Source organism: Streptomyces decoyicus (assembly GCF_019880305.1).
In the GTDB taxonomy this organism is placed as follows: Bacteria; Actinomycetota; Actinomycetes; order Streptomycetales; family Streptomycetaceae; genus Streptomyces; species Streptomyces decoyicus.
In genome coordinates this window covers 971,440-998,319 of record NZ_CP082301.1, presented here as the reverse complement: position 1 = coordinate 998,319, position 26,880 = coordinate 971,440, and the positions used below count along the sequence as shown (strand labels likewise).

Sequence of the window (26,880 nt, the reverse complement as noted above, 5' to 3'; positions counted from 1 at the left end):
ACCAAGGAAATGCGGTCTGCTGTCGCCAGTGAGATATGCCTTCGGGATGTGCCGGTGGCTGGCCCACTTCGAGCCTACCGGTACCGGCATGCCCCCGCGGCGTTATCGATCAGATTGCCGGGGCATCATCGACCGTAGCGTGAGCCCCGGTGGAGTCGGGGAAGGCCCCAAGCGGCCCGTGTCCGCGGGCCGTTCACTCGAGGAGGGACCCGTCGATGGGGGAGAAGGTCGCCGCGGACGGGATCGACCTGGCGGACCGGGAGCGTTATCGAAGAAAGCTTCACGAGTGTCTCGAGGGTTTGCAGAGGCTCCTGAAGGAGGAGAGGTTCGACCGGCCCAAGAACCTCATGGGCCTGGAGATCGAACTCAATCTGGCCGGCGCCGACGGGCTGCCCCGCATGATGAACTCCCAAGTTCTCGAGCGCATCGCCAGCTGTGATTTCCAGACCGAACTCGCCCGGTGCAATCTGGAGGTCAACATCCTTCCGCACCGATTGAGCGGCCGCGTCCTGGACCAGCTTGCCGAGGAACTCCGTACGGGACTCGCCTACGCCGAAAGGAAGGCACGGGAGGTCGCCGCCCGGATCGTGATGATCGGCATTCTGCCCACCCTGCACGCCACCGATCTCACCGCTGCCAGCCTCTCCGAGAACGACCGCTATGTGCTGCTCAACGACCAGATGCGGGCGGCCCGCGGCGAGGACTTCGCACTCGACATCCGGGGCGTGGAACACCTGGTCTCCCGCTCGCCCTCGATCGCACCGGAAGCCGCCTGTACCTCGGTCCAGCTGCACCTCCAGGTGACGCCGGGCCGTTTCGCCGCCGTCTGGAACGCGGCCCAGGCCATCGCCGCGGTGCAGGTGGCGGTCGGCGCCAACTCGCCCTTCCTCTTCGGCCGTGAGCTGTGGCGCGAGTCCCGGCCGCCGGTCTTCCAGCAGGCCACGGACACCCGCGTGCCCGAACTCCAGGCCCAGGGAGTGCGCCCCCGCACCTGGTTCGGCGAGCGCTGGGTCGACTCCGCATACGACCTGTTCGAGGAGAATCTGCGCTACTTCCCCCCGCTGCTGCCGGTGTGCGGACCGCAGGAGCCGCTGCGGGTCCTCGACGAGGGCGGGGCGCCCGACCTGGCCGAACTGGTGCTGCACAACGGCACGATCTACCGGTGGAACCGACCCGTCTACGCGGTCGCCGACGGTGTCGCGCACCTCAGGGTCGAGAACCGGGTGCTGCCGGCCGGCCCCACCGTCGCCGACGTCATCGCCAACACCGCCTTCTACTACGGACTGGTGCGGGCACTGGCCGAGGAGCCGCGCCCCATCTGGTCGCGTCTCCCGTTCGCCGCCGCGGCCGGCAACTTCGACACCGCCTGCCGGTACGGCATCGACGCCACCTTGGACTGGCCCCGCCCCGGACGGGCCGGCGGACTCGCCCGGATCCCGGCCGTACGGCTGGTACGCCAGGAACTGCTGCCGCTGGCGGCCCGCGGGCTGGACGCCTGGGGGGTGGAACCGGCCGATCGCGACCATTACCTCGGCATCATCGAGGAGCGCTGCCGGCGCCGGGTCAACGGCGCGTCCTGGCAGGCCGCGGCCTGCCACCACGCCCGGCGCCAGGGACTGGACCGGGAGGCCGCGCTCGCCGCGATGACCCGGCGCTACAGCGAGCTGATGCACACCGGGGAGCCGGTGCACACCTGGCCGGTCGCCTGGCCGGTCGCCGGGCGGGCCGCCGTACCGGAGCCCTGGGAGGCGGCGGCCGAGGGGGCGTAGGGCGTGTCTCAGCGGGACGGAAGAGTGCCCGGCGCGTGTCGGCGCGGCGGGCCGGGGCCCGTGAGCCACCGTCCGGGGCTCAGCGCGGCTTCTTGCCGCCCGCCGCCATGATGGCCTTGAGGATCACCTGGTGGATCTGCGACGGGTCGCTGACCTGGTGCGCCGATCCGCCGGTCGGCGCCGTGATGCGCTCCAGGGCCGCTGTGTCGGCCGCCGGGCCGATGGCGAGGGCGATCAGCGGCACCGGCCGCTGGGGGTCGGAGAGCTTCTTCAGCTTCTCGGCCAGGGCATCGAGGCCGAGGCTGCCGGCGTCGTCGTCGGCGCCGTCGGTGACGATGACCAGTGCGTTGAACTTCCCGCTCGCATACGTCGCGCAGGCTTCCTGGTACGCGGCGAGCGTGGTGTCGTAGAGGCCGGTGGCGCCGCGGAGTACCGGGGCCAGTGAGCTGAAGGCGGCGGTGAGCGTGTCGCGGTGGGTGCCGCCGGCGGGGTCCCGGTCGCCGAGGCGGCTGGTGGGGGACAGCTCCGCATAGTCCTTGGCGCCGTCCAGGAAGGTGGCGAACTTCCACAGCCCGATCTCGTCCTCGGGCGTGAAGGTGGCCAGCGCCTGGAGCAGTGAATTCTTGGTGAGGTCCATACGGGTCCGGCCGCCGCCGCCCGGGACCGGGGTGCCCATCGACGGCGAGGCGTCCACGACCGTGGTGAGCCGGGTGTTCTGCACCGTGACCGTCCACATGCCCATCAGCGCCTGGAGTTCCTCGACCGTCGGCGGGTCGGCGGGATCGGCGGAGTACGGCTGCGGATCGCGCCCGCCGGCCGCGGCGGTCACTTTCGGGTCCGCCTCGCCGTTGCCGGCCCGGAAGCCGTGCCGGCGCAGCGTGCGCTGTCCTCCGTTCTCGCCCAGCAGTGTCATGAAGCGGTTGGCGGCGCGGGTCTGCTCGGGGCTCAGCTCCGTGTCGTCGACCAGCGTGAACGGGAAGTCGAGCCGGGCCGTGCCGTCCTGCGGGTAGAACAGGTCCAGATCGGGGCCGCCGCCCGCCTTCGTGTTGTGGGTGTAGGCGGCCTGCTCCGAGAGCAGCAGCGCCTGGTTGCGGCGCGGATTGGCCTGCTCCGTTGAGGAGTTGTCGTGCGGCAGGGTGGTCAGTACCCGTCCGTCGCCGTCCGTGACCCGCTGGTAGAGGAGCTTTGCCGTCGCGGCGGTGCGGGTGTCGGCTTCGTCGCTGTCCTTGGCGTCCTTGGCGTTGGCGGCGCTGATACGGGCCAGCGCGAGCATCCCGGTGGCGCTGCGGGCCGGGTCGGCGAGGCCCAGGCGCAGTTCGTCGCCGGAGGTCGCGGTCCGGGTCAGCTTCGTCCAGGTGTAGGTCTTCTTCGGCCAGCCCATTGACGTGGCGGCCTCGGGGACGGCGCCCAGCGCGATCGGGGACGAGGCGATGGTGCCGACGGCGGTCAGCGGAGTGCCGCGCTCCGCTTCGACCCGGTCCACCCACAGGCTCGAATCCGGTATCCAGACCTGGAAGTCGGGGCTGACCGGCCGCTGCCCGAAGGCGTCGGCGATGTCATTGGCGGCGCGCGCGGTGATCCTGACGTCCAGACATCTGCCGTCGGTGCGCGTCGCGTGCTCGCGGGCCGTCTTGGCCACCGCTTCGAGCGCCGGGGCGATATCGGGCGAGGCCGCCACGTCGAGCCGCGTCGACTGGCCGTCGCACGGGCCCCCGAACGGGAGCAGACCGCTGCGCACTGCCACCACCGAGCCCGCGGCCACGGCGAGAACGAGACCGGTCGAGATGATGATGGTGCGCCGGCGAAGCCCCGGTCGGGCCCCCGTGTGCTCCGTCGGGGAGCCGTCGGGCAAGCTGTGTCGTCCCATTGCGGTAGCGCCTCTCCTTCTCGGAGCTCGATCGGGAATCGATGGGGAGAGGGGAAACGCACCACGTGGATGGCGCCCGTCCCCGGCCTGTCGCGCGCGATCTTCGTACCTGCTGTCGAGACCCTAGCGGGGCGGTGGTGGCGAAGAGGGGGTAATGCGGAAGTGGAGGAAGCGTGCAGTCGGATACAAGTCCCGTGGCTGATGCGGACGTTCCAGGTAATGGGCCCGGGAAGGGCCCGGGAACGGGGGCGGCCGAGGAGCCGTCGCGGAGCATCCTGCGGAGCGAGACGCTGATCGTCCTGGCCCTCTCGCTGGGGGCCAGCGGGGTGTCGGCGCTGATCAGCTTCATCGGCTCGGTGACCAAGCCCGGCGGCCTCAAGGACCAGGCGGCGACGCTCAACGGCTCCCACGCGCCCGGCCGCCCCTGGCTGGATCTCGCCTGGCAGCTGTTCGGGATCGCCAGCGCCCTCGTCCCCGTGGTGCTGGTGGCGCATCTGCTGCTGCGTGAACGGGCCGGCGGACTGCGGGCGGTCGGCTTCGACCGGCAGCGGCCCGGTTTCGACCTGAGCCGCGGAGTCGCGCTGGCGGCCGTCATCGGCAGCAGTGGTGTGCTGCTCTATCTGGGTGCGCGGGCGGGCGGATTCAATCTGACGGTGGTCCCCGAGGCGCTGCCCGCGGTGTGGTGGAAGATCCCGGTGCTGATCGCCTCCGCGGTGCAGAACGCCGTCCTGGAGGAGGTCATCGTCGTCGGGTATCTGCTGCGCAGGCTGGGGCAGTTGGGCTGGACTCCGACGGCCGCACTCGCGGCCAGCTCCCTGCTGCGCGGTTCCTACCACCTCTATCAGGGCCTCGGCGGCTTCGTCGGCAACATGGTGATGGGCGTGATCTTCGTCCTGCTCTACCGGCGGTGGGGACGGGTCGGGCCGCTGGTCGCCGCGCATGCCCTGATCGACACCGTGGCGTTCGTCGGCTATGCGTTGCTCGCGGGGCACGTGGGGTGGCTGCCGACCGCGTGAGGAGGCGCGGGGCACCGCCGGTGCCTCCCGCGCCTCCTGGCGGCTGCTTCCGCCGGGGCCCGCTCAGCCGGTGACCAGCAGCTCGCCGTCGATGACCGTGACCGCCGAGCCGGTCAGCAGCGTACGGTCGCCGCGCAGCTCGGTCCGTACGAAGCCGGTGCGGGCGGCGCCCTGGAGGCCGACCAGCGCGTCACGGCCCAGGCGCGCGGACCAGAACGGGGCGAGCGCGGTGTGCGCGCTGCCCGTCACCGGGTCCTCGTCGATGCCCACCCCGGGGAAGAAGCAGCGCGAGACGAAGTCGTAGCCGCCGTCGGCATGGTCGGCGCGCGCGGTGGTGATCACACCGCGGCCGCCGTGCCCGGCCAGCGCCTTGAGGTCCGGGGTGAGCGCCCGTACGGACTTCTCGTCGGCCAGCTCGACCAGGAGATCCCCTACATCGGGACCGGTGTCGTACGCGGAGCGGATCTCGGTGCCCAGCGCGCCCGCGACGGCCGGCGGTACCTCGACGGGGGTGAGCGGGGCGGTCGGGAAGTCCATGGTGATCGCCCCGTCGGCATCGGCCGTCGTGGTCAGCACCCCGCTACGGGTGCGGAAGCGGACCGTACCGGTGGCCGTCCCGGTGGTGTGCAGCACGTGTGCGGTGGCCAAAGTGGCATGGCCGCACATGTTCACCTCGGCGGCCGGAGTGAGCCAGCGCAGCGCCCAGTCGGCGTCGCCGCCCTCGGGCAGCGGGTGCGCGAAGGCGGTCTCGGAGAGATTGACCTCGGTGGCGACCTGCTGGAGCCAGGCCGTATCGGGAAAGGCGCCGGAGTCGAGGAGCACGACTCCCGCGGGGTTGCCGGTGAACGGACGCTCACTGAAGGCGTCGACGATACGAATCCTCATGGCCGTGAGCGTAGAGGTGCCACAAGGCCGCGGACCAAGGCCAATCCGAGGGAATTGGACATGGAGTGGAGGTCTGGTGGGGGCCACCGGTGGCGCGGGGCGTGCGGATGCGGCGTTCCCGGTGACCTGTGCCGGTGACGGCTGCACGGCGGCATGGCGGCATGGCGGCACGGCGGAGTGGCTGTCGTGCGTCGGGAAGCCGGTGACCGGACCGATCAGGAATGGAGAAGCGCGGCTCCCGAGCCACGGCTAGCGTGACCGCGGGCCGATCGCGACGGCCGCCGGCTGGTCCGACACCTCGGCCGGGTGTGCCGCGTGGCCCGGGCCCGGAAGCCGCACGGGCGGAAGCGAAGGCCAACGAGAAGCACTGTGCGAGGCTGGCCGGACCGAGCCGGGCGACACCCACGGAGTCCGCGAAGGCGGCCCCGACCGACAAATGGAGACACGATGAGCATGGCCACGAGGACGGACTCGCAGTCGCCTGCGCTGCACGTTGCCGACAGCCACGACCTGATCCGTGTGCACGGCGCGCGCGTGAACAACCTCAAGGACGTCAGCATCGAGATCCCGAAGCGCCGGCTGACGGTGTTCACCGGCGTCTCCGGCTCGGGCAAGAGCTCTCTGGTGTTCGACACGATCGCCGCGGAGTCGCAGCGGCTGATCAACGAGACCTACAGCGCCTTCGTGCAGGGCTTCATGCCCACTCTGGCGCGGCCCGAGGTCGACGTCCTCGAAGGGCTGACCACCGCGATCATCGTCGACCAGCAGCGGATGGGGGCCGACGCCCGCTCCACGGTCGGCACCGCCACCGACGCCAACGCGATGCTGCGCATCCTCTTCAGCCGGCTCGGGAAGCCGCACATCGGCCCGCCCGGCGCGTACGCCTTCAACGTCCCTTCGGTCCGGGCGAGCGGTGCCATCACCGTCGAGCGCGGTGCCAAGAAGACGGTGAAGGCGACCTTCCACCGCACCGGTGGCATGTGTCCGCGCTGCGAAGGCCGGGGCACGGTCTCCGACATCGACCTCACCCAGCTCTACGACGACTCCAAGTCGATCGCCGAGGGCGCGTTCACCATCCCCGGCTGGAAGTCCGACAGCTTCTGGACCGTGCGGGTCTACGCCGAGTCGGGGCTCCTGGACCCGGACAAGCCGATCCGCAAGTTCACCAAGAAGGAGATGCAGGACTTCCTCTACCGGGAGCCGACGAAGGTGAAGGTCGAGGGGGTGAACCTCACCTACGAGGGGCTGATTCCCAAGATCCAGAAGTCGTTCCTGTCCAAGGACAAGGAGGCGCTTCAGCCGCACATCCGGGCATTCGTGGAGCGGGCGGTCACCTTCACCACCTGCCCCGAGTGCGACGGCACCCGGCTCAGCGAGGGGGCCCGGTCGTCGAAGATCGGGCGGATCAATATCGCCGACGCCTGCGCGATGCAGATCAGCGACCTGGCCGCCTGGGTCCGCGGCCTCGATGAGCCGTCGGTGGCACCGCTGCTCACCGCGCTTCAGCAGACCCTCGACTCGTTCGTGGAGATCGGCCTCGGCTACCTCGCGCTCGACCGGCCGGCCGGCACGCTGTCGGGCGGCGAGGCGCAGCGCGTGAAGATGATCCGCCACCTCGGCTCCTCGCTCACCGACACCACCTACGTCTTCGACGAGCCCACCATCGGGCTGCACCCCCATGACATCCAGCGGATGAACGACCTGCTGCTGCGCCTGCGGGACAAGGGCAACACGGTACTCGTCGTGGAGCACAAGCCGGAGACGATCGCGATCGCCGACCACGTCGTCGACCTCGGCCCCGGCGCGGGTACGGCGGGCGGCACCGTCTGCTTCGAGGGCACCGTCGAGGGGCTGCGGTCCGGTGGCACCGTCACCGGCCGCCACTTCGACGACCGGGCGGCCGTCAAGGAGACGGTGCGCAAGCCCACCGGCCTGCTTCCGATCCGCGGGGCGACGGCGCACAACCTGCGCAACGTCGACGTCGACATCCCCCTCGGGGTGCTGGCCGTGGTCACCGGCGTCGCCGGCTCCGGCAAGAGCTCGCTCGTGCACGGGTCGCTGCCGGGCAGGTCGGGGGCCGCCGGCGAGGGGGTGGTGTCGGTAGACCAGGGCGCGATCCGCGGCTCGCGACGGAGCAACCCGGCGACGTACACCGGACTGCTCGACCCGATCCGCAAGGCGTTCGCGAAGGCCAACGGCGTGAAGCCGGCGCTGTTCAGCGCCAACTCGGAGGGCGCCTGCCCCACGTGCAACGGCGCCGGTGTCGTCTTCACCGACCTGGCGATGATGGCCGGTGTCGCTACCACCTGCGAGGAGTGCGAGGGGAAGCGGTTCCAGGCCTCGGTGCTGGAGTACCACCTCGGCGGCCGCGACATCAGCGAGGTGCTCGCGATGCCGGTGACCGAGGCCGAGGAGTTCTTCGGCTCGGGCGAGGCGCACACCCCGGCCGCGCACAAGATCCTCGACCGGCTCGCCGACGTCGGGCTCGGCTACCTCAGCCTGGGCCAGCCGCTCACCACGCTGTCCGGCGGCGAGCGGCAGCGGCTCAAGCTGGCCACGCACATGGCAGAGAAGGGCGGCATCTACGTCCTCGACGAGCCGACCGCCGGCCTGCACCTCGCCGACGTCGAGCAGCTGCTAGGCCTCCTCGACCGGCTCGTCGACTCCGGCAAGTCGGTCATCGTCGTCGAGCACCACCAGGCGGTCATGGCGCACGCCGACTGGATCATCGACCTGGGCCCCGGCGCCGGCCACGACGGAGGCCGGATCGTCTTCGAGGGCACGCCCGCCGACCTCGTCGCCGCCCGCTCCACCCTCACCGGCGAGCACCTCGCGGCCTACGTCGGCGCCTGAGGCGAGGAGCCGGGGAGCACCCGAGGGCGTCGTCCCTGTTCCTCCTCATGGGCCTCGGGTGCTGTGGCAAGCTGAGCAGGTGAGACAGCAGGATCTCGACGACCTCGTCCGGCTGCGGCGGGCCCGCGACCGGATGGACCGCGACTACGCCGAGCCGCTCGACGTCCCGGCGCTGGCGCATGGCGCCCTGATGTCGCCGGGTCATTTCTCCCGCAGCTTCCGTGCCGCTTTCGGTGAGACCCCCTACAGCTACCTGATGACCCGCCGCATCGAGCGGGCCAAAGCGCTGCTGCGGCGCGGCGATCTCACGGTGACCGAGGTCTGCTTCGCGGTCGGCTGTACGTCGCTGGGCTCGTTCAGCTCGCGCTTCAGCCGGCTGGTCGGCGAGAGCCCGAGCGCCTACCGGGCCCGGAGTCATGAGCATGGCGCCGCCATCCCGGCCTGCATGGCCAAGATCCACACGAGGCCGGTCAGGAACGGAGAAGCGAGCCCCGCCGCCGGGCCGTAGCGTGAACGGCATGGACATCAGGCTTTCCACCACCTTCATCGCCGTCGACGACCACGACAAGGCGATTCCCTTCTACCGCGATGTGCTCGGCCTCGAGGTACGCAATGACGTCGGGTTCGAGGGGATGCGCTGGGTGACCGTCGGGGCAGCCTCGCAGCCGGACGTGAACATCGTCCTGGAACCGCCGCTCGCCGACCCGAACGCCTCACCGGCCGACAGACAGACCATGGCGGAGCTGATGGCCAAGGGCCTGCTGCGCGGTGTCCTCTTCGCGACGGACGACTGTGATGCCACCTTCGAGCGCATCAGCGCCGCCGGCGGTGAGGTGCTTCAGGAGCCGATGGACCAGCCCTACGGCGTCCGTGACTGCGCGTTCCGCGACCCGGCGGGCAACATGTTGCGCTTCACCCAGCCCCTCCGGAAGTGAGCCCTCGGGCCCGGCTGCCTGGCTGCCCGGCTGTCCGGCTGCCCGACTGTCCGTCTGACAACGGATCTTGCTTGATCGTGGCTGTAGTGGCCGGAGCGGCCGAAGTGGGGGAGGGAGCGCGGCCCGCCTACAGGCCGACGTCCAGTTGGCGGGCGCGTGCCCACTGTTCCTCGAACTCGTCCCGGCCGATCTGGAGGCCCACGAGATCCGGGTCGAAGAGATCCACGATCGGAGGGTTGAACGGCCAGTCGTCGGGGCCGCTCTTGACCGCGGTCCCGTCCTCGGCCAGCTCCACCTGGCGGATGCGACGGCCGTCGGGGCTCACCTCCATCAGATAGACGGCCGGATCCTCGTCGTCCTCCTCGTCCCATCGGCGACGCAGGTACACGACGTCCCTGTCCGCGAGCGCACCGAAGCCCGGACGACCGCGCTGTGCGTGGCGTGTGGCGCGCATGCTGTCCAGACCCGGAGGCATCCGCGGGGCGTCGATGTCGACTTCCTCCAGCTCGCCGTCTTTTTCCTGCCGCGCCACCGTCTCGGGGTCGGTGACGACCTCGATCCACGCGAACGTCTCGATGATCTCCCGCGCGGACCGCGCCTGGATCCACCACCAGGACCCGCCCATGCCGTAGTCGTGCAGGGCGAGGAAGCGCGACTTGGGCGCGGCGTCATTACTGCTCACAGCGGTTGACGGTAACAAGTCGCTTCGCTGGGACCGACGTTGGCCCTCACGCCGAGGGGCGTTCCGGGTTCCGGGCCGGGGGCCGGTGATCGGCCTCTTCGCTCCTTCGGCAGGCGCTTGCACCAGTCGCGCGGTGGGAACCGGCTCGATCGAGTGCGCCAGGACAGCCGGACACCACTCAGGGGGTTGCTTCGACGAACAGTCCCGATATATCGTTGAGGCATCGCGACCGATCAGTGAAAGAAAGGGAGGACGCCTCATGCGTTCCCAAGGAAACGAACACGGACATGAGCATCGGCATGAGCACTGCGGACCCGGGCGCCACGGCGGCCGCGGTGACTTCGCGGGCGGCTGGGAGCGGCGGCGTGCCGCCTTCGGCCCGTTCGGCCCGCCTTTCGGGGGCCCGCCCTTCGGCGGCGGCCGGGGGCGTGGCGGACCGCGCGGCCGGGCGCGGCGCGGCGATGTGCGCGCCTCGATTCTGGCGCTGCTCAAGGACCGCCCGATGCACGGCTACGAAATGATCCAGGAGATCGCCGAGCGCAGCGGCGGGGCGTGGAAGCCCAGCCCCGGCTCGGTCTACCCGACGCTCCAACTCCTCGAGGACGAGGGGCTGATCGCCAGCGCCAGCGAGGGCGGCAAGAAGCTGTTCTCGCTGACCGACGCCGGGCGCGCCGAGGCCGACAGTGGTTCGGACGCCCCCTGGGAGGACGCCGGCCGCGGCGTCGACTGGGAGGCGATGAACGAGATCCGTAAGGCGGGCGGGGGCCTGGTCGAGGCGTTCCGGCAGGTGTGGGCCACCGGCAGCCCCGAGCAGCGGGAGAAGGCCATGGCCGTGGTCAACAAGGCGCGCAAGGAGCTGTATCTGATCCTCGCCGAGGAGGACTGACCCTGTGCGGGGTGGCAGGGGGAGGAGTCTTCGGGGCCGCGCGTGTGGGTGGCTCCCGAAGGCTCAGGCGACCAGGGTGGCGAGCCTGCGCAGCGACTCGTTCAGTGCGGCGCTCGCCGAGTCCCTGAGCTTGCCGGCCATCAGTGAGACCGCGGCGCCGGTGAACGCCCCGTCGATCCGCACGGCTGTGGCCTCGCCGTCCGGGGTGAGTTCGTAGCGCATTCCCAGGTTGACGCCCATCGGGCCCTTGCCCTGGATGTCGAGCAGCCGTCCCGGATCCAGCTCCCGGACGGTCCAGATGACCTCCGCGGGGAAGCCCATCAGCTTCATGTTCTCCTCGTAGCCCGCGCCGACCTCGAGCGATTCCGGCCCGCCTTTGGGGAAGGCGGTGTGGGTGGCGTTCCACTCCCCGTACGAATCGAAGTCGGTGAGCCGGTCCCAGAGCTTGTCGGCCGGCGCTTCGATACGGGCCTGCGCGGTGACTTCGGCCATGCGATCACCCCTTCGGTGACGGTGCTGGCTGGTGCCGCGGAAGGTAGCCGTACGGGGGTGAAGGTTCAATACCGACGACCGGCCTTGCTGATGAGGCGTCAGGTTTTGGTGGCTGGCGTTTTGGTGGCCGGCCCGACAGGAGGCGGCCGTGCCAGGCGGACGGCCATCCGGTGCCCGCATGTCCGGCCTCCACGGTTCCCCCACATCTCCTCCGTAAGGATGAGATGGTGCGGCCGTGCCCAACCACCGTGGGAGGCGCAAATGCTCCCCGCCGGGGATGTTCCGGCGCTCGGAGGCTGGTGGGGTGGGTGCTGTGCAAAACCGTACTGCGTACAGTGCTGGCGACGGGCCCGCCCAGGAGGAGCTCGACAGCCGGCTCACCGTCGAACTCGCGACGGTCGTGTCCGCTGCTCGCAGGCGGGCCACCCGGGACGGCGACCGGCAGGTCGACACCGCGCATCTGCTGCACGGCCTCCTGGAAACGGACCCCGCCGTACGCGCCGCCTTCGACGGTTCTCCGCAGGTCGCCCGGCTGCTGGGCTACCTCGTCCAGCGCAGCATCGGCTACGGACTCCAATGGCACGGCACCATCGAGGACTCCGGTGCGGTCCCCACGGTCGCCGAGGGCGGCGTCCCCGGATGGTCACCGGCCGCGGCGGCCGCCATGGACGGCGCGCTGGACCGCGCCCATGCCTGCTATGCCACCCGCGCGGGCTGCCTGGACCTGCTCGCCGCTTTGGTGGACGACCCCGAATCCCGGGCCGTCGAGGTGCTGCATCGGGCCTCCGTGGACACCGCCCGGCTCGCCGCACGGCTGGACGGGGAACGCCCCGGGGGCGACTGACGAGAACGCCCCGGCCGGGGATGACAGGGGTATCGGGGGTGGCACTGCTGACGGCGGCTGCCATGATGGCCGGATGCACGCGTCTTCGGGGAGCCCGGCAGGTCCATCGACCGGTCCGGGCCAGGGAACTCCAGGGTCCCGGGGGACCCAGCCGTCACCACCCGCCCTCGGGGCGGGCCGTAGCGAGGCGCCCCGGGGACGCGGCGCCGGCCTCGGCATCGCGCTCGTGTCCGCCCTCGCCTTCGGCGGTTCGGGCGTCGCCGCCAAGCCTCTGATATCCGCCGGTCTCGAACCGCTGCATGTCACCTGGCTGCGGGTCGTCGGTGCCGCGCTGGTCATGCTGCCGGTCGCCTGGCGCCACCGGGAGCTGGCGCGGCGCCGGCCCGTGCTGCTCGCGGGCTACGGGCTGCTCGCCGTCGCGGGCGTACAGGCCTGCTACTTCGCCGCGCTCTCCCGTATCCCAGTCGGCGTGGCGCTGCTCATCGAATATCTGGCTCCTGCCCTTGTGCTGGGCTGGGTCCGCTTCGTTCAGAAACGGCCGGTCACCCGTGCCGCCGCGGTCGGGGTGGTGCTGGCCGTCGGCGGACTGGCCTGTGTCGTCGAGGTCTGGTCCGGGCTGAGCTTCGACGTCATCGGACTTGCCCTCGCGCTCGGCGCGGCCTGCTGCCAGGTCGGCTACTTCGTGCTCTCCGATCACGGCAGCGACGGCGACGACACGGTGGACCCGCTGGGCGTGATCGCCTACGGACTGCTGATCGGCGCCGCCGTCCTCACTGCGCTCGCCCGCCCCTGGGACATGCGCTGGCCGGTACTCGGCGGCAGTGCGGAGATGAACGGCACGCAGGTGCCCGCCGTCCTGCTGCTCGCCTGGATCGTGCTGATCGCGACGGTGGCCGCCTACCTCACCGGAGTGGTCTCCATCCGCCGGCTCTCGCCGCAGGTGGCCGGGGTGGTCGCCTGTCTGGAGGCGGTCATCGCGACGGTGCTGGCCTGGGTCCTGCTCGGCGAACATCTCTCCGCGCCGCAGATCGTCGGTGGCGTGGTGGTGCTGGCCGGCGCCTTCATCGCGCAGTCGGCGAAGCCGAAGGCGACCGAGACCGTGCGGGTGGCCGGAGCCGGGGCGGGGGCGGGGCCCGGGACGGAGGACGGCGCGGGCGCCGGCGCTCCGGGGGGCGGCGTTTCCCCGGCGTCGTCGTCGGCTCCCTAGGGGGTGTCTCCCCCTAGGGAGCCTGCCGCACCGCCCCACGAGCGTTCCGGGGCCGGCGCGGCGGTCGGTTCGGCAGCCTTTTGCTGCTGGGGTATGTCGCGGCCGTGCCCACGGCGCTGGCCTACGGGCTGTACTTCGCGGGGCCGGCCGCCGTCCGCGCCGCGACCGCGTCCGTGATCTCGCTGATCGAGCCGTGCCGGCCGCGGTGATCGCGGTGCTGTTCCTCGGGGAGCGGCTCACGATGGCGACGGTCATCGGCACCGCCGTGCTGCTGTCGGCCGTGGCCGCGTTGGCGGTGACGGAGGCGCGCGGAGCGGTGACGGCCGCGCGGTCCGCGGCCTCAGCTCATGCCCGGCCGACGACCGGCCGGGCGGGAAGGGGCGGGGCAGGGTGCCGTTCAGGAGCGGGGCGCCCCGGTGGCGGTGCCGCCGGCCGCCAGGCGGCGCTGCTGGTGGGTGCGGGCCGCCGCGTCGCCGGGGCCGTCCCGTTCGGTGAGGCGTTCCGAGATGCGGTGCTGGACTGCCTCGCTCCGCTTGCCTCCGTACTTGAACTTGGCGCGGACCTCCCGCACTTCGAGGCGCAGACCGCGGATGCCCGAGAGCAGCCGTCCGTAGGGAGCCGCATCCGCGGCGACCGGAGCCGAGCCGCCGTCCGGCTGGAAGTGGCCCAGCTGCCGTTGCAGGAGTGCTGCCTTCGCCTCCGGGTCGTCCACGACATGGGCGGTGCAGGTCAGCTGGACCGCGGCATAGAAGCTGGTCGGGACGCCGTGCTCGGGCGGCTGGTCCTCGGCCGCCTGCCAGGGGCCGGGGATGAAGGTGTGGTCGTCCACCACACTCAGCAGCACCGTCGGCCGTTGCTCCAGCGCGTCCCAGAGGGGGTTGGGGCGGGCCAGGTGGGTGACGGCCTCGCGCCGGGCCGGGTCGTAGGCGAAGTGCAGCGGCTGCAGCATCGGCGGTTCGCCGGGCGGTCCGTTGGTGGCCAGCTGACCAAAGTCATGTGTCGTGAGCCACTGTTGCCACTCGTCATCGTCGGTGGGGGCGTCCCAGGGATGGATCAGCACGCGGGCTCCTCAGCGGGCGGGGAGATACGCCGGCTCGGGCGTGCCCGGCGCGAGATCGTCGGACGGTATGGGGGCGCCGTACACCGGTGCGACGGGCAGGACACCGCTCCAGTACGGCAGCGCGAGGTCCTCCGGCTCGTCGTTGGGGCCGCCGGTGCGGAGCTTGGCGGAGACGTCGCGCAGGTCGAGCCGGATGACGGCGGTGGCGGCCAGCTCCTTGGCGTTGCCGGGGCGGGAGTCCGCGGCGCGTCCGGGCAGGACATGGTCCACCAGCGCGTCCAGAGCGGCCTTCTTCTCCTCCTCGTCCGTCACCTGGTAGGCCGTGCCGTGCACCACGACACTGCGGTAGTTGATGGAGTGGTGGAACGCGGACCTGGCCAGGACGAGGCCGTCGACGTGGGTGACCGTGACGCAGACCTCCAGGCCGGGGTCCGGCGCGGCACCGCTCATCCGCAGCGGGCGGGAGCCGGTCGACCCGTGCAGATAGAGGCGGTCGCCGACGCGGCCGTAGAGCGTCGGCAGGACGACGGGGGAGCCGTCGCGGACAAAGCCCAGATGGCAGACGTAGCCCGCGTCGAGGATGGCGTGCACCGTCTCGTGGTCGTAGGCGGCGCGTTCGCGGGCGCGGGTGGGGGTCGTGCGTGCGGTCGGTTCGTACGCCTCGGCTCGTGCCATTGCCAACTCCATTGCACTAGTGCATAATCAAGTTTGTGCTAGGAGAGTATCGGATCGAAGGGCGGCGCGCATCGGAGATTGCCGCCAGTGTCGAGCGAGCCGTCGGTGCGGGCGAGCTCCAGCCGGGCGAAGTCCTGCCGCCGCTGCGGGAGTTGGCTGTCTATCTGGAGGTGAATCCGAATACGGTCGCTGCCGCGTACCGCACCCTCCGCGACCGCGGAGTGATCGAAACCGCGGGCCGGCGCGGCAGTCGGGTCCGTCCCCGCCCCGCGAGCACGCCGCGCGAGGCCCTGCGGGTGGAGGTGCCGCCGGGCGTCCGGGACGCCTCCGACGGAAACCCCGATCCGTCCCTGCTGCCCCCGCTGGAGCGGGCGCTGGCGGCGGCCGCGGCGCGCAGCGTGCGGCGCCCCGTCCTCTATGGCACGCCTGCCGTGGACGACGACCTCGCGGCCCTCGCCCGCGCGGCGTTCGCCGACGACGGTGTGCCGGTGGGCCCGGTCGCCGTCACCAGCGGCTCACTGGACGCCATAGAGCGGGTGCTGGCCGCCCATCTGCGGCCCGGCGACACCGTGGCGGTGGAGGACCCGGGGTGGGGGAGCCTGCTGGATCTCATCCCGGCACTCGGGCTGCGCCCCGCTGCCGTCGGCGTGGACGACGAGGGCCCGCTGCCGGAGCAGTTGGCGCGCGCGCTCCAGGACGGCGCCCGTGCCGTGGTCATCACGGACCGGGCGCAGAACCCCACCGGGGCCGCCGTCAGCCGCGCCCGCGCCACCGAACTCCGCACCCTCCTTGCCGCGCACCCCGGCACCCTCCTCATCGAGGACGACCACGGCCACGGCATCGTCGACGTCCCGCTCCATCCCCTCTCCGGCATCACCGACCACTGGGTCCTGGTCCGCTCGACGGCCAAGGCGTACGGCCCGGATCTGCGCCTGGCGGTGCTCACCGGCGATGCGCTGACCATCGACCGGGTGCGGGGCCGTCAGGGACTCGGGCCGGGCTGGATCAGCCATTTGCTCCAGGACACGGTCCTCCATCTGTGGCGGACGTCCGCGGTCGACCCGAAGGCGGTGGCCGAGGCGTACGGCCGGCGGCGCGATGCCCTGATACGGGCGCTGGCGGAGCGCGGCGTCCGCGCGCGGGGCCGCAGCGGTATGAACGTCTGGGTGCCGGTCCCGGACGAGACCGGTGCGGTGGCCCGGCTCCTGCACTCCGGCTGGGCGGTGGCCCCCGGCGCACGCTTCCGCCTCCAGTCCCCGCCTGGCATCCGCATCACCGTCTCCGCCCTCTCCGATGACGACATCACTCCGGTCGCGGAGGCCGTGGCCGCGGCCACCGGGGTGGGGGAGGTGCGGCGCTACGAGTGAGGGGGTGGGAGGCATACGGGCCGACGGACCTCGCAAGGCTGTCACGGCCGGTCGTCGGTGATCCTCTGCCTGCGCGCAAGGACCCTGGCGCCGGTAAGTGGCCAGGGTCCTCGGTGCGTTGTGCGCTGGGGGCGGTCAGTCTGTGGTCGAGCCGGGCCGGGGGAGCGACGGGCCGCTCGGGCGGGGCTTGCTCTGGGTGAGGGCGGCGCCGGCCAGGACGATGAGGGCGCCGACCGGAGTGTTCCAGCTCAGCTGTTCGTGCAGGAGGGCCACGCCGGCCGCGGTGGCGATCACGGGGATGAAGTACGTGACCATCTGGGCGGTGGTGGGGCCGATCTCGGCGACCAGGCCGTATTGGAGGAGGAAGGCGAAGCCGGTGCCCAGGGCGCCGAGCGCGAAGACGGCGAGCAGCGGGATGACCGGGTAGCCGGCCGGTGCGGTGGTGAACAGCGGGGTCACGACGGCCAGTTGGGCGGTGGCCAGCAGCAGCTGGGTGCTGGACATGGACAGGTGGGAGTGCCGGCTGCCCGCCAGGGTGCGGCGGACGTAGATCCAGCCGATGGGGTAGCAGAGCGAGGCGCCCAGTGCCATCGCGGTGCCCGTGAGGTCCGTGCCGGAAAAGCCCTGCCAGGCGCCGAGCACGGTGAGCACGCCCAGGAACCCGACGCCGAGGCCCGCGACCCGGCGCCGGCTGGGACGGTCCTCGGAGAGTGCGACGACCGACAGCGCCATGCCCCACAGCGGGGAGGTGGCATTGCAGATGCCGGCCAGCGTGGAGGGGATGGTCAGCTCGGCGTAGGCGTAGAGGGAGAACGGCAGCGCATTGAGGAAGAACGCAGCGACGGTGAGGTGGGCCCAGGTGCGGGGCGAGCGGGGGAGCCGCTCACGCTTGATCGCGAGCATGGCCAGCAGCACCAGCGCACCGAACGCCACCCGGCCCAAGGTGACCTGGAGCGGGGCGAAGCCCTGGGTGCCCACCTTGATGAAGAGAAAGCTGAAGCCCCAGACGAGGGAAAGGGCGGCGAAGCGGATCGGCCAGCCGCGGGCCCGGCCGGTGGCCTTCGGGGGCGTCGCCCCGGTGTAGGTCGCGGCTGCCGCTGTGCGCTCGTCGGCAGCGGGGAGGGCAGGCGTGGCCGGGGAGTTCGTGGCGTCGGCTGAGGCGGTGGGTGCGCCGGTGGTGGTGCTCATGGCGTCCACGATGCGGCGTACAACTTTGAAGCACAAGCGAGAATTCGTGGCGGGTATCGCTTAGCATTGCTTATATGTTGAACCTTGATCGCCTGCGGACGCTGAGTGCGGTCGCCCGGCACGGCTCCGTGAGCGCCGCCGCCGACGGACTGCATGTGACGACCTCTGCCGTCTCCCAGCAGATCGCCAAGCTCGAGCGGGAGACCGGACAGCAGCTGTTGGCCAAGAACGGCCGCGGGGTGCGGCTGACCGACGCCGGACGGCTGCTCGCCGACCATGCGACGCGCATCCTCTCCCAGGTCGAGCTGGCCCAGGCCGAGCTGGAAGCGCATCGCGGCCAGGCGGTGGGTGAGCTGCGGCTGGGCGCGTTTCCCACCGCTGCGCGCGGGCTCTTCCCGGCCGCGCTGGTGGCTCTCCGCGCCGAGCACCCGCAGCTGCGGGCGCGGCTGACGGAGATGGAACCGGACGAGTCGGTGCGCGGCGTGGTGCGCGGTGATATCGATCTGGCCGTCGTCCTGGACTGGTACAACCGGCCGCTGTCGTTGCCCGAAGGGCTGGCGAAGGCGCCGCTCCTGGACGACCCGGCCGATGTGGCGATGCCGTCCACCCATCCGCTGGCCCGACGGCGGTCCGTGGAGCTGGAGGAATTCGCGGACGAGGAGTGGATCTCCTGGCCGCAGGGGGAGTTCTGCAATGAATGGCTGATGTTCACGCTGCGCAGCAAGGGCATTGAGCCGCGCGTCGCGCACATGGCGGAGGAGCACGGCACACAGCTCGCCCTGATCGCGGCCGGGCTGGGGGTCGCGGTGGCTCCGCGCCTCGGCCGCGGGCCGGTGCCGGAGGGGGTGAGCGTGGTGCCCGTACGCCATACGATGCGCCGTCATGTCTATGCCATTTGGCGCGCGGATGCCGACCGCAGGCCCTCGATCCGTGCCGCCGTGGGTGCGCTCCGCGTGGCGGGGAAGGGCGTGGAGAGCAGCTGAGGCCGGCGCTCCCGGCCCGCCTCAGGCCGGTGGGACGATGCCGCGGATGACGCCCAGTTCCCGCAAGTCCTGCGGGCGGATGCGGAGTTGGTCGGCGGTGTCGTGGATCTGCGCTTCGTCGCGTTTGAGGATGGCCGCGGCCAACTCCGGGGCGATCACGGAGAAGTAGCTGTCCGGTGTCGCCCAGAGCCGGTCCGGTGCGGCCAGGGCCAGCGCACCGCCCGAGCCGCCTTCGCCGATGAGCAGGGAGGTCACGGGCACCTGGGCGGTGGCGAGCGCGGCGAAGGCGTCGGCGATGGCCGCACCGGCGCCGGCCTGCTCGGCCGCCGCGTCGTTGGCGGCGCCCGGGGTGTCCACGAGGGTGAGGACCGGGATGCCCAGCCGGTCGGCGAGCCGGACGAGCCGGGCGGCGGTGCGGAAACCGGCCGGGCGGGTGGCCGTGCCGCACTGGGCGGCGAAGGCGATCGTGCGCCCCTCACGATGCCCGAATCCGCACCGTATCCCGGGGTCGACGCCGCCACAGCGGTCGCCGCTGATCTCTTCCCGGTCATCGAAGTACGCGCGCAGATACGCCTCGGCGCGCGGCCGCACTGCCTCCCGGGCGCGCACCACCGCATCCCAGCCGGTCTCCGGCAGCTCGGGCACTCCCAGCGCAGCCGGCGGGGGCGCCGGCTCCACGGCGCGAGTGCGGGACTCCGGCGGCGGGCACAGCAGTTGCAGCCACCGCTGGAGCGTGGCGCGCAGCCGGTCGCTCGGGGCGACGGCGTCGATATGGCCCGAGGCGAGCTGACCTTCGGCGGAGTAGGCGTGGGGATCGGCGTCGGGGGGCCGCACCCGCGAACCCGCGAAGCCGATCTGTGCTCCGGGGAGCGCGAGGATGACATCGGCGCCCGCGCCGAGGGTGGCCCAGCCCCCGCCGGTCGTGGGATCGCGCAGCACGGCGATCTGCGGCAGCGCCGCGGCACGGTTCAGCGCCGATTGCCGTGCCACCCGCTGGAGTTGGGTCAGCGCGCGCATCCCTTCCTGCATCCGGCTGCCGCCCGTGGCGATCAGCGAGACGACCGGCAGACCGCGCTCGCGGGCCAGGGTGTAGGCGGCCTCCAGACGGTCGCCGGTGCGCTCACCGAGGGAGCCGCCCAGATAGCGGAACTCGAAGGAGAGCACGACCGTTTCCCTGCCGCCTATCGTGGCCAGGGCTGTGACCACCGACTCGTCCTCGCCGGTCCGGGCGCGGGCGCGGGCCCGCGCCTCGTCGTAGCCGCGCCAGCCGAGCGGGCCGTCCGGTGCGGAGGATGCCGCGGCCGGCGTGCGACGACCGTCGGGAACGGCCGTCTCGGTATACGAATCCGCCACGGCCGCGATGGCTTGACGGGCCGTCAGCCGGGCACACGGCATCGTCGAGGCAGTCGAGGCAGTCGAGGCAGTCGAGGCAGTCGAGGCAGTCGAGGGAGCCGTGGCCGGAGTCCGGTCGCCCGTCGCGTCCTCGTGGGCCGCGCCCCGGAAGTCGTCCCCGCCGTGGCGCCCGCCCCCGGCTCCGTTGCAGGCTCCGTTCCCGGCCGAGGCGCCTCCCCCGTTACGCACGGAGCTCACGCTTCAGGATCTTGCCCATGTCGTTGCGCGGCAGGGCGTCCAGGAAGTGCACGGTGCGGGGGCGTTTGTGCGGCGCGAGCTGGCGGGCGACATGATCGGCGAGCTCCTGGCCGGTCGGCGGCGGCCCGGCGTCCGGACCGGTCTCGGCCACGACCCACGCGACGATCCGCTCGCCGAGGTCCTCGTCCGGAGCGCCGGTGACGGCCGCCTCGGCGACCCCGGGGTGGGCCAGCAGCGCATTCTCGATCTCGCCCGCGCCGATCTTGTAACCGCCGCTCTTGATCAGGTCGGTGGCCTTCCGGCCCACGATGCGGTAGTTCCCGGCGGCGTCCCTGACCGCCATGTCGCCGGTGCGGAACCACCCCCCGTCGAAGGCGGCGGCGGTGGCATCGGGGCGGTTGAGATACTCGACGAAGAGGTTCGGGCCGCGGACCTGGATCTCGCCGACCGTCTCGCCGTCGTGCGCCTCGATGGCCTGGCCCGCGTCGTCGACGAGCCGGACGTACACCCCCGGCAGCGGTACCCCCACCGTGCCCACGGCATCGGGGCCGTCCGCCCGCACGCTGGTATTCATGAGCGTCTCCGTCATGCCGTAGCGCTCGATCACCCGTCGGCCGGATGCCGCGGCGATCCGCTCATGATCGGTCAGCGGCAGCGCGGCCGAGCCGGAGACCAGCAGCCGGGCACGGGAGAGTGCCTTGGCGAGCGCGGGGTCGTCGCCGGCCTCGGCGGCCAGGCGGTGGTACATCGTCGGTACGCCGAACAGCATCGTGCCGGCCGCGGACAGCTCCCGGGCCACCGCGTCGGTGCTGAAGCGCCCCAGGTGGTGGACGCTGCCGCCGCGGCGCAGCGGTCCGAGGATGCCGAGGATCAGGCCGTGGACATGGAAGAGCGGCAGGGCGTGGACGAGGACGTCGTCGGCGGTCCACTGCCAGGCGTTCTCCAGGGCGTCGAGGGTGTGCGCAACGGCGCGCCGGGGGAGGACAACGCCCTTGGGCGGCCCGGTCGTGCCGGAGGTGTAGACGATCAGGGCCGGAGCCTCGTCGCCCGGTTCGTACGGAAGCGGGGCCGGCTCGGCGCCCTCGGGCGGCTCCGCGGCCTCGATGTCGAGCCGGGACAGTGCGGCGAGCGGGCCCGGCAGCTCGGCGCCCGGTTCGGCCAGGACGAGTGACGGGGCGCTGTCCGTCACGATGTGCGCCAGCTCGCTCTCGCCGATCTTCGGATTCACCGGGACCACGGCCACACCGGCGAGCAGCGCGGCCACCACACCGACCGAGGTCTCCAGCGTCGGCGTCGCCCAGACGGCGATACGGCTCTGACCGGCGATCCGTTCGGCGAGCGCACCCGCCACCGACGCCAACTGGCGATAGCTGAGACTACGGTCGCCGAAGCGCAGCGCGGGTGCGGGCGAAGCGTCGCGCAGCGCGGGGAAGAGCACGTTCACCGGATCTCCTTCGTCCTCGTCGGAGCCCGGCCCGTCGCGGCCGGGCCGTCCCGCTTTCCGCACCTGCCGGTACCGCACGGGCTGACCCACACCACTCTCGCAGAGACCACCGACAACGCGATCACATCCGGCGACCGATCCGCTCCGCCCGCGGTGATCGACCCCACACCCGTCGCCCCACCGTCCACACACCGCCCCGCTCCCGCGCCCCGCCCCTCATCCCGGGATCTTGCGGAAATCCCATGACGCGACCGACTCCGGCGTCAGACGCAGCCACGCATGGCGGCCGTCGTGCGGCATCCGGGACATCCCGAAGTACTTCTCCGCGAACAGCCGCTCCGGGGCGTCGAGCGCGGGGCACGGTTCGCCGGTACGCGGAGCCTCGCCGACGAAGTCCGCCTGGCCCGTCAGCTCGGCCCCGCGCAGCTCGTCGTATGCGTGCCCGTCGTCGACGACCACAGCGATCCGCGGGTCCTTGCGCAACTGGGCCCACCGCTTGCTGCGGGTGATCGAATACAGCCACAGCGCCGTACCGTCCCAGACGAACCACAGGGCCCCGACGTGCGGCGCGCCGTCGTCACCGACCGTCGCGACCCGGCAGGTGCGCTGCGCCGCGAGGAACGCGTCGAGCTCGCCCTGCGTCATCATGATCCGGCGCCCGCGCCGCTGTGTGTCGGCCATCCGTCATCGCCCTCCGCCGTGTGCCCCCGCTCGTGGGGCACTGACCCGCTTGCCTGACACCGATCCTGTAGCCGTACCTGACTAAGTGTCAGAAATCATGCGGGCTCTTCCTGGTGTGCGCAATGCCCGGTATCCTCGCCCGGCTCGGACGGGCCGGGAGATCAGGCCCGGCAGGAAACCGGCCCAGGCTGGGGATCAGCCCCCCGCAGGGAAGCACTTCCGGCAGGGAGGCACGCCCGGCAGGGAAGGGAGTCCGGCAGTGAAGCAAGTCCGGCAAGAAAGCACGTCGGGCAAGAAAGCACGTCGGGCAAGAAAGCACGTCCGGCAGGGAAACGAGTCCGCCAGAGGGGGATGCGATGTCTTCGGGGTCTTCGGGCGCTGCACGGATCATCGCGCAACTGGACCCGGCCTCGACGGTGCTGCTCACCGTCGAGTGCCAGCGCGGTGTGGTCGGTCCGGACAGCGCGCTGCCCGAACTTGCCGACGCGGCCCGCACGTCGGGGGCGCTGGCGAATGTCGCCCGGCTGGTGGCGGCCGCCCATGACGCCGGCGTCCAGGTGCTGCATGCCGTGGCCGAACGCCGTCCCGACGGCCGCGGCGCCAGCCACAACGCCCGCCTCTTCAAGGCGGCCGAGCGGCTGCCCGTCCAGCAGCTCACCGGATCCACCGCGGTGCGCATCGCCGATCCGATACCCGTCTCCGGGGACGACCTGGTGGTGCGCAGACTGCACGGCCTCTCGCCGATCGCCGGCACCGATGTGGACGCGCTGCTGCGCAACTTCGGGTGCCGGACGCTCGTCGTCACCGGGGTGTCGGCGAATGTGGCGATCCCCAATGCGGTGTTCGACGCGGTCAACCTCGGTTACACGGCCGTGGTGCCCGCGGACGCCATCGCAGGGGTGCCATCCGACTACACCCCTGCGATGGTCCGCAACACCCTCGCTCTGGTCGCCACCGTCACCACCACCGATGACCTTCTGACCAGCTGGAGGCGGCCGCGCCGTGGCCGCTGACCCGGGCGGCGGGCGGCGGGTGGCCGGGAAGGGGCGGCCGGGAACGGGCGGCCGGGGGACGGCCCGTTCCCTCAGTCCAGGGTGACCGAGCCGCCCTTCACATTCACCTTGGCGGGCGCCAGCCCCTTGGTGGCGGGCCCCTTCTTCACGCTGCCATCGGTGATGTCGAACTTGCTGCCGTGGCACATGCAGTTGATGGTGCCGCCGGTGACCTCGCCGACGACGCAGCCCGCGTGGGTGCAGATCGCGGAGAACGCCTTGATGTCGCCGTCCTGCGGCTGGGTGACGACGACCTTGTCGGCCTTGAAGATCTTGCCGCCGCCCTTGGGGATCTCCGACGTCTTGGCGAGGATGGTGCCACCGCCCCCACCACCCCCACCGGCGGCGCCGTCGCCCCCACCGCTCGCCCCTGAACTGCCGGCCTGATCGCCACCCTCAACCTTGGAAGCGCCGCTCCCCGCGTCCGCCGTGCTGCCGCCGCAGGCCGCGAGCGCCGCCGTCAGCCCGGCCGCGCCGACCGCCGCGACGACGGTCCGCCGCGCCGCCCCGCGCCCCGCCGCCTGGCCGGGTTCCTCCGTCACCGCTTCGGTCTCCGTCCGCTCCGACGCTGCCTGTCGAGCCATGGTGTGCCTCCGGTTCTTGGTGGTGCCTTCGGTGCGCGTTGTGCTCAAGGACGTTGCACAGGGTCCATACGGCGGGACGGCCCCGCGTGTTCAACGCGGGACGCGTTCCTTTCGCCGAGGCGAAAAGCCGGCGGCGAACCGCCCGGACGAACGGCCGGAGGGGAGCCGCCGCCGGGAACGGGCCGGGGGGAGTCGCCGAGGCCCGAAACGCCAGGGTGAACCGCCTCGGCCCCCTCAGCCCCCGTCGACGCGCCTCGCCAGCGCGTCCAGCAGGAAGTCCCGCTGGAAGTGCAGCAGCTGCTCATTGACCGCGTCGCCGGCCGGCAGATGCGTGGCGCCGGGCAGCGGGAGCACGCTGTGCGGTCTGCCCGCCGCCAGCAGCTCCGCCGAGAAGCGCAGGGTGTGCGCGGCCGCCACATTGTCGTCCGCGAGCCCGTGGACCAGCAGCAGCGGGCGGCGCAGCAGGTGGCCGTGGCCGATCAGGGAGGAGCGCACATAGTTCTCCGGCTGCTCCTCCGGGTGGCCCAGGAAGCGCTCCTTCCAGTGGGTGTCGTACAGCCGCTGGTCGGTGGGCGGGGCGCCGGCGACCGCGGCGTGGAAGATGTCGGGATGGTGCAGCACGGCGGCCGCGGCCAGGAACCCGCCGAACGACCAGCCGCGGATCGCCACCCGTGTCAGGTCCAGATCACCGAAGCGCGCCCCGGCCGCCCGCAGCGCGTCCACCTGGTCCTCCAGCGCGGGCGTGAGCTGGTCGCCGTGTATGGCCTTCTCCCAGGCCGGGCCCCGATTCGGGGTTCCGCGTCCGTCCACCACCAGCACCGCGAAGCCCTGCTCGGCGAACCACTGCGACACACAGGTGAACCATCCCCGGGCCCGTCCCACGATCTGCATGGCCGGGCCCCCGTACGGGTCGAGGAGCACCGGCAGCTTCCCGGTGCCCTCCCTGTGCCATGACGGCAGGAAGAGCGCGCCATGCAACTGCCGCTCGCCGAGGGTGAGATGGAGCGGCCGCGGGGTGACCGAAGGCTCCTCGGCGAGCGAGGAGAGGGGCTCGTACGGCACCCCCCTGGCCGACCCCGTCTCCCCGGCCGACCCAGCCTCCCCGGCCGGCCCCGTACCCGTGCCTATGCCTGTGCCTGTGCCCGTTCCTGAGGCCGGAGTGCCCGGTTCCGTCCCCCGCAGCACGCCCACTTCATTGCCCTGCGGCGTCACCCCCGCCAGGACGACCGTGCCGCCCCGCCCCACGCCGGTGTACCTGCCGGGGCCCCGGCTCAGCCGGCGGCCGGCGTGGCCGGGCTCATGGCACCACACGTGGGTCTCCAGCGGGTCCTCGCTCGCGGTGAACAGCACCCGCTCGCCCTCGACCCCGAGGACCGCGCACAGCTGAAGCCCCTCCGGGGTGACCCGTCGGCCGCCCACGGTCAGATACCGGGTGTCGCCGTCGTCCTCGGGGAGCACCAGGGCACCCGACGCCGTACGGGCCGGGGTGCCGTCGATGAGCTCCACCCATGCGGGATCGGCCCGCTCATGCAGCACCTCGGTGGCCCCGGTCGCCGGATCGACCGAGAGCGTACGGACTATGCGCTGGTCACGGCTCTGTACGGCGAGAAACGGGCCGTGCGCATCCCAGCCGGCGTCCACGAGGTACTCGTACGTCGTGCGGTCCCAGTCCACGTCGACCCGTTCCCCCTCCAAGGAGAGGAGTTGCAACGTGACCTCCGCGTTGGGGGTGCCGGCCGCCGGGTACGGGATCGCCTGCGGCGGCTTCGTCGGGTCGGCCGGATCGCTGACGTAGCGCCGCTCCACCGGGCCGGTGTCGACCCTGGCCACCAGGACGTGGCGGCTGTCCGGCGCCCACCAGTAGCCGCGCAGCCGGTGCATGGACTCGGCGGCCACATATTCGGCGAGTCCGTAGGAGACTTCCGGGCCCTCGGCGCGCGCCAGTTGACGGTCGGCGCCGGTCGGATCGACGACGTGGAAAGAGCGGCGGCTCACATAGGCGATGTGCCGGCCGTCGGGGGAGGGGCGGGGGTCGACCACCGGACCGGCCGCGGGGACGGAGAACGGCACGCCGCCGTCGGTACGTACCGCCCACAGGGCTCCGGACAGCGCGAAGGCCACCAGGCGGGCGGCGTCGTCCGTCGCGTAGGACACCACTCCCACGGACCGCTCACGGGCGCGCTCCCGGAGCAGCCGCTCCTCCTCGGGGACCGGCCCCGTGCCGGCTCCCACCAGCAGGGCCGGATCCGCCACCAGCCGTTCCGCGCCGTCCTCGTACTGCCACAGCCGCCCGACGGGGTCGGTGCCCGAGACCGTTCGGACGAAGAGCACCCGGCTGCCGTCGGGGGAGACGGTGAAATGCCTGGGTACGCCGAGGGAGAAGCGACGGCTGCGGGCGAATTGGCCCGGGAAAGCGGCGGAATTCTTGGGATCCGTGGAATCCGTGGAATCCATGGAGCTCAGGGTGTGCGCGGAAGGCACGGTGCTGCGGTGCAAGGTGCTGTCCTCCAAGGTGCTGTCGTCCAGGATGCTGAGGGGTCCGGTCGGCAGTGGTCCGGGGTGTACGGCGATCCCTGGGGAAACATAGGCATATCCGGGATTCACGGAAAAGGCCGTGCCACGGCGAGTTTTTTCGCAGCACTGAGCGCCGGTACCTGACCGGACGCAAGGGGAATTTCGGGATGCTGCCGTAGCTTCGGGGAATGCCGACCGAAGTCATGGCGACGCGCTGGTCACGCCTGTGCGTGCGGGCGGGTCGCCACCGGGGCCGTCGAGTCCGACGGCCCCGGTACATATATCACGTAGCCCCGAGGCCGGCTT

At 72.0% G+C, this 26,880-nt stretch carries 23 protein-coding genes and 1 pseudogene; 12 read left to right on the top strand and 12 right to left on the bottom strand.

Annotation, left to right across the window (positions count from 1 at the left end; genetic code table 11):
* The first annotated feature begins 215 nt into the window (after positions 1-215).
* Complete coding sequence (locus K7C20_RS04235) at positions 216-1,769, top strand: glutamate-cysteine ligase family protein (RefSeq protein WP_030084913.1); 1,554 nt, start codon at positions 216-218, stop codon at positions 1,767-1,769.
* Between the two features lie 79 nt (positions 1,770-1,848).
* Here K7C20_RS04235 and K7C20_RS04230 read toward each other — a convergent pair whose 3' ends face one another.
* Positions 1,849-3,636: a substrate-binding and VWA domain-containing protein gene (locus K7C20_RS04230; RefSeq protein WP_053209114.1), complete on the bottom strand. Its 1,788-nt coding sequence runs from the start codon at positions 3,634-3,636 to the stop codon at positions 1,849-1,851.
* A gap of 194 nt (positions 3,637-3,830) precedes the next feature.
* Here K7C20_RS04230 and K7C20_RS04225 point away from each other — a divergent pair, with 194 nt between their 5' ends.
* Complete coding sequence (locus tag K7C20_RS04225; protein ID WP_053209113.1) at positions 3,831-4,652, top strand: CPBP family intramembrane glutamic endopeptidase; 822 nt, start codon at positions 3,831-3,833, stop codon at positions 4,650-4,652.
* A 63-nt stretch (positions 4,653-4,715) separates the two neighbouring features.
* On the opposite strand, the gene K7C20_RS04220 is transcribed toward K7C20_RS04225, so the two are convergent.
* Positions 4,716-5,537 (bottom strand): PhzF family phenazine biosynthesis protein, encoded by an 822-nt coding sequence (locus K7C20_RS04220; protein WP_053209112.1) that lies wholly within the window; start codon positions 5,535-5,537, stop codon positions 4,716-4,718.
* Between the two features lie 447 nt (positions 5,538-5,984).
* On the opposite strand from K7C20_RS04220, the gene K7C20_RS04215 reads away from it, so the two are divergent.
* The 3 genes from K7C20_RS04215 (at position 5,985) to K7C20_RS04205 (ending at position 9,325) form a co-directional block, all read left to right on the top strand.
* Positions 5,985-8,390 carry an ATP-binding cassette domain-containing protein gene (locus K7C20_RS04215; RefSeq protein ID WP_053209111.1) on the top strand — a complete coding sequence of 802 codons (2,406 nt, stop codon included), beginning with the start codon at positions 5,985-5,987 and terminating at the stop codon, positions 8,388-8,390.
* A 79-nt stretch (positions 8,391-8,469) separates the two neighbouring features.
* The gene (locus K7C20_RS04210; protein ID WP_030084907.1) at positions 8,470-8,898 is read left to right on the top strand and encodes a helix-turn-helix transcriptional regulator; all 429 of its coding nucleotides are present in this window, start codon (positions 8,470-8,472) and stop codon (positions 8,896-8,898) included.
* A 10-nt stretch (positions 8,899-8,908) separates the two neighbouring features.
* Complete coding sequence (locus tag K7C20_RS04205) at positions 8,909-9,325, top strand: VOC family protein (protein ID WP_030084906.1); 417 nt, start codon at positions 8,909-8,911, stop codon at positions 9,323-9,325.
* Between the two features lie 127 nt (positions 9,326-9,452).
* Here K7C20_RS04205 and K7C20_RS04200 read toward each other — a convergent pair whose 3' ends face one another.
* On the bottom strand, positions 9,453-10,007 hold the full coding sequence (locus K7C20_RS04200; RefSeq protein WP_209443894.1) for a hypothetical protein: 555 nt from the start codon (positions 10,005-10,007) through the stop codon (positions 9,453-9,455).
* Positions 10,008-10,266: 259 nt separating this feature from the next.
* Between K7C20_RS04200 and K7C20_RS04195 the strand changes: the two genes are divergently transcribed.
* Positions 10,267-10,893 (top strand): PadR family transcriptional regulator, encoded by a 627-nt coding sequence (locus tag K7C20_RS04195; protein ID WP_030084904.1) that lies wholly within the window; start codon positions 10,267-10,269, stop codon positions 10,891-10,893.
* 63 nt (positions 10,894-10,956) lie between these two features.
* Here the strand turns inward: K7C20_RS04195 and K7C20_RS04190 are convergent, their stop codons facing one another.
* A complete protein-coding gene (locus tag K7C20_RS04190; RefSeq protein WP_030084902.1) occupies positions 10,957-11,385 on the bottom strand; it encodes a type II toxin-antitoxin system Rv0910 family toxin in 429 nt (142 codons plus the stop codon).
* A gap of 313 nt (positions 11,386-11,698) precedes the next feature.
* On the opposite strand from K7C20_RS04190, the gene K7C20_RS04185 reads away from it, so the two are divergent.
* The 3 genes and pseudogenes from K7C20_RS04185 to K7C20_RS04175 all read left to right on the top strand — a co-directional run.
* Positions 11,699-12,229 carry a Clp protease N-terminal domain-containing protein gene (locus K7C20_RS04185; protein WP_053209110.1) on the top strand — a complete coding sequence of 177 codons (531 nt, stop codon included), beginning with the start codon at positions 11,699-11,701 and terminating at the stop codon, positions 12,227-12,229.
* 73 nt (positions 12,230-12,302) lie between these two features.
* Positions 12,303-13,436, top strand: coding sequence for an EamA family transporter (locus K7C20_RS04180; RefSeq protein ID WP_078953125.1), 1,134 nt, complete (start codon positions 12,303-12,305; stop codon positions 13,434-13,436).
* A gap of 74 nt (positions 13,437-13,510) precedes the next feature.
* Positions 13,511-13,776, top strand: a pseudogene (locus K7C20_RS04175) (EamA family transporter); the annotation flags it as partial.
* Positions 13,777-13,833: 57 nt separating this feature from the next.
* On the opposite strand, the gene K7C20_RS04170 reads toward K7C20_RS04175, so the two are convergent.
* Positions 13,834-14,496 carry an FMN-binding negative transcriptional regulator gene (locus K7C20_RS04170; protein ID WP_030084893.1) on the bottom strand — a complete coding sequence of 221 codons (663 nt, stop codon included), beginning with the start codon at positions 14,494-14,496 and terminating at the stop codon, positions 13,834-13,836.
* A gap of 9 nt (positions 14,497-14,505) precedes the next feature.
* Entirely contained in the window at positions 14,506-15,171 is a 666-nt protein-coding gene (locus K7C20_RS04165) for a pyridoxamine 5'-phosphate oxidase family protein (RefSeq protein WP_053209109.1), read from the bottom strand.
* A 35-nt stretch (positions 15,172-15,206) separates the two neighbouring features.
* On the opposite strand from K7C20_RS04165, the gene K7C20_RS04160 reads away from it, so the two are divergent.
* Complete coding sequence (locus tag K7C20_RS04160; protein WP_048829858.1) at positions 15,207-16,538, top strand: aminotransferase class I/II-fold pyridoxal phosphate-dependent enzyme; 1,332 nt, start codon at positions 15,207-15,209, stop codon at positions 16,536-16,538.
* A 135-nt stretch (positions 16,539-16,673) separates the two neighbouring features.
* Here K7C20_RS04160 and K7C20_RS04155 read toward each other — a convergent pair whose 3' ends face one another.
* Positions 16,674-17,726: a DMT family transporter gene (locus tag K7C20_RS04155; protein ID WP_107083379.1), complete on the bottom strand. Its 1,053-nt coding sequence runs from the start codon at positions 17,724-17,726 to the stop codon at positions 16,674-16,676.
* 74 nt (positions 17,727-17,800) lie between these two features.
* On the opposite strand from K7C20_RS04155, the gene K7C20_RS04150 reads away from it, so the two are divergent.
* Complete coding sequence (locus K7C20_RS04150) at positions 17,801-18,709, top strand: LysR family transcriptional regulator (RefSeq protein ID WP_030084883.1); 909 nt, start codon at positions 17,801-17,803, stop codon at positions 18,707-18,709.
* 21 nt (positions 18,710-18,730) lie between these two features.
* Here K7C20_RS04150 and K7C20_RS04145 read toward each other — a convergent pair whose 3' ends face one another.
* From K7C20_RS04145 to K7C20_RS04135, 3 genes are all read right to left on the bottom strand, one after another.
* Positions 18,731-20,104 carry a carboxyl transferase domain-containing protein gene (locus K7C20_RS04145; RefSeq protein ID WP_053209108.1) on the bottom strand — a complete coding sequence of 458 codons (1,374 nt, stop codon included), beginning with the start codon at positions 20,102-20,104 and terminating at the stop codon, positions 18,731-18,733.
* 178 nt (positions 20,105-20,282) lie between these two features.
* A complete protein-coding gene (locus tag K7C20_RS04140; RefSeq protein WP_053209107.1) occupies positions 20,283-21,743 on the bottom strand; it encodes an acyl-CoA synthetase in 1,461 nt (486 codons plus the stop codon).
* A gap of 216 nt (positions 21,744-21,959) precedes the next feature.
* Positions 21,960-22,424 (bottom strand): pyridoxamine 5'-phosphate oxidase family protein, encoded by a 465-nt coding sequence (locus K7C20_RS04135; protein ID WP_030084874.1) that lies wholly within the window; start codon positions 22,422-22,424, stop codon positions 21,960-21,962.
* Positions 22,425-22,780: 356 nt separating this feature from the next.
* Between K7C20_RS04135 and K7C20_RS04130 the strand changes: the two genes are divergently transcribed.
* Positions 22,781-23,437, top strand: coding sequence for a cysteine hydrolase family protein (locus K7C20_RS04130; RefSeq protein ID WP_030084872.1), 657 nt, complete (start codon positions 22,781-22,783; stop codon positions 23,435-23,437).
* A gap of 71 nt (positions 23,438-23,508) precedes the next feature.
* On the opposite strand, the gene K7C20_RS04125 is transcribed toward K7C20_RS04130, so the two are convergent.
* Together K7C20_RS04125 and K7C20_RS04120 are read right to left on the bottom strand one after the other, a co-directional pair.
* On the bottom strand, positions 23,509-24,060 hold the full coding sequence (locus K7C20_RS04125) for a Rieske (2Fe-2S) protein (protein ID WP_048829856.1): 552 nt from the start codon (positions 24,058-24,060) through the stop codon (positions 23,509-23,511).
* Between the two features lie 234 nt (positions 24,061-24,294).
* A complete protein-coding gene (locus K7C20_RS04120) occupies positions 24,295-26,514 on the bottom strand; it encodes a S9 family peptidase (protein ID WP_053209118.1) in 2,220 nt (739 codons plus the stop codon).
* Positions 26,515-26,880: the final 366 nt, after the last annotated feature.

Excerpts from the sequence above, each read along its gene's own strand:
- K7C20_RS04235 (WP_030084913.1), top strand. The coding sequence starts at position 216 with ATGGGGGAGAAGGTCGCCGCGGACGGGATCGACCTGGCGGACCGGGAG.
- K7C20_RS04230 (WP_053209114.1), bottom strand. The coding sequence starts at position 3,636 with ATGGGACGACACAGCTTGCCCGACGGCTCCCCGACGGAGCACACGGGG.
- K7C20_RS04220 (WP_053209112.1), bottom strand. The coding sequence starts at position 5,537 with ATGAGGATTCGTATCGTCGACGCCTTCAGTGAGCGTCCGTTCACCGGC.
- K7C20_RS04215 (WP_053209111.1), top strand. The coding sequence starts at position 5,985 with ATGAGCATGGCCACGAGGACGGACTCGCAGTCGCCTGCGCTGCACGTT.
- K7C20_RS04205 (WP_030084906.1), top strand. The coding sequence starts at position 8,909 with ATGGACATCAGGCTTTCCACCACCTTCATCGCCGTCGACGACCACGAC.
- K7C20_RS04195 (WP_030084904.1), top strand. The coding sequence starts at position 10,267 with ATGCGTTCCCAAGGAAACGAACACGGACATGAGCATCGGCATGAGCAC.
- K7C20_RS04190 (WP_030084902.1), bottom strand. The coding sequence starts at position 11,385 with ATGGCCGAAGTCACCGCGCAGGCCCGTATCGAAGCGCCGGCCGACAAG.
- K7C20_RS04180 (WP_078953125.1), top strand. The coding sequence starts at position 12,303 with ATGCACGCGTCTTCGGGGAGCCCGGCAGGTCCATCGACCGGTCCGGGC.
- K7C20_RS04165 (WP_053209109.1), bottom strand. The coding sequence starts at position 15,171 with ATGGCACGAGCCGAGGCGTACGAACCGACCGCACGCACGACCCCCACC.
- K7C20_RS04155 (WP_107083379.1), bottom strand. The coding sequence starts at position 17,726 with ATGAGCACCACCACCGGCGCACCCACCGCCTCAGCCGACGCCACGAAC.
- K7C20_RS04150 (WP_030084883.1), top strand. The coding sequence starts at position 17,801 with ATGTTGAACCTTGATCGCCTGCGGACGCTGAGTGCGGTCGCCCGGCAC.
- K7C20_RS04145 (WP_053209108.1), bottom strand. The coding sequence starts at position 20,104 with ATGCCGTGTGCCCGGCTGACGGCCCGTCAAGCCATCGCGGCCGTGGCG.
- K7C20_RS04135 (WP_030084874.1), bottom strand. The coding sequence starts at position 22,424 with ATGGCCGACACACAGCGGCGCGGGCGCCGGATCATGATGACGCAGGGC.
- K7C20_RS04130 (WP_030084872.1), top strand. The coding sequence starts at position 22,781 with ATGTCTTCGGGGTCTTCGGGCGCTGCACGGATCATCGCGCAACTGGAC.
- K7C20_RS04125 (WP_048829856.1), bottom strand. The coding sequence starts at position 24,060 with ATGGCTCGACAGGCAGCGTCGGAGCGGACGGAGACCGAAGCGGTGACG.
- K7C20_RS04120 (WP_053209118.1), bottom strand. The coding sequence starts at position 26,514 with ATGGATTCCACGGATTCCACGGATCCCAAGAATTCCGCCGCTTTCCCG.